The sequence below is a fragment of the Kribbella sp. NPDC050281 genome, from assembly GCF_040655855.1.
Lineage (GTDB): Bacteria > Actinomycetota > Actinomycetes > Propionibacteriales > Kribbellaceae > Kribbella.
Window position 1 is genome coordinate 1 of record NZ_JBFAKS010000112.1, and the last position, 1,095, is coordinate 1,095.

The following is a 1,095-nucleotide window of genomic DNA, read 5'->3' on the forward strand; positions in this document are numbered from 1 at the left end:
TGTACCGGGACAAGACGTTGGTGGCAGGTGAGTTGGGGTTGACGTGAGGAGAACCTCCGGTTGGGGTGTGGCTTGTCGAAGGCTTCACACTCACCGGAGGTTCTCGTGTCCCACCGTAATGCCCGGACGACGTTTCATGGCCGGTTGCTGATCGTTCAGCGGCACCGGCAGGGCTGGAGACAGGCGCATATCGCGAAGGCGATGGGGGTGTCGCGCAAGTGCGTGAGGACCTGGATCGGCCGGTACGAAGCCGAAGGCGAGGCGGGTCTGCACGATCGTTCGTCGCGGCCGCGTCGGTGTCCTCGGCGTACGCCGGTCGAGGTCGAGCAGCAGGTCCTCGCGGCCCGGGAACAGTTGCGGCGTGGCCCGGAGCCGATCGCGGCCGAGACCGGGGTGCCGGCCCGGACGGTGTCGCGGATCCTGCGCCGCCATCAGGTGCCGCATCTGGCCGCTTGCGACCCAATCACCGGGCTGGTGATCCGGGCCAGCAAGACCACCGCGGTCCGCTACGAACGCGACCGGCCCGGCGAGCTGGTGCACATGGACGTGAAGAAGATCGGCCGGATCCCCGACGGCGGCGGCTGGCGTGCTCACGGCCGCGGGAACCGGCGAGCCGACGGCAGCCTCACCCGCCGCCACGATCTCAAGCCCGGCTTCGACTACGTCCACTCACTCGTTGACGACCATTCCCGGCTGGCCTACTCAGAAATCCTGCCCGACGAGAAAGGTCCCACCTGCGCTGGTTTCCTGACTCGCGCCATCGGCTACTTCGCCGCGCACGGCATCACCCGGATCGAACGACTGATGACCGACAACGCCTGGTCCTACCGCTGGTCGCTGCGCGAGGTCTGCGCCACCTACGGGATCGTCCAGAAGTTCATCAAACCCCACTGCCCTTGGCAGAACGGGAAAGTTGAACGCCTCAACCGCACCCTGCAAACCGAATGGGCCTACCGGCAGGTCTTCACCACCAACACCGAGCGCGCCGCAGCACTTGCACCCTGGCTCAACCACTACAACACTCAACGCCCACACACCGCACTCGGCGGCCGACCACCCATCACCAGACTGCAACCAACCTCATGACCGGGTACA

At 66.3% G+C, this 1,095-nt stretch carries 1 protein-coding gene; it reads left to right on the forward strand.

What is annotated here, in order from left to right:
• Positions 1 to 105: 105 nt before the first annotated feature.
• A complete protein-coding gene (locus AB0I34_RS44170) occupies positions 106 to 1,086 on the forward strand; it encodes an IS481 family transposase (RefSeq protein WP_360458752.1) in 981 nt (326 codons plus the stop codon).
• The last annotated feature ends 9 nt before the right edge of the window (positions 1,087 to 1,095 follow it).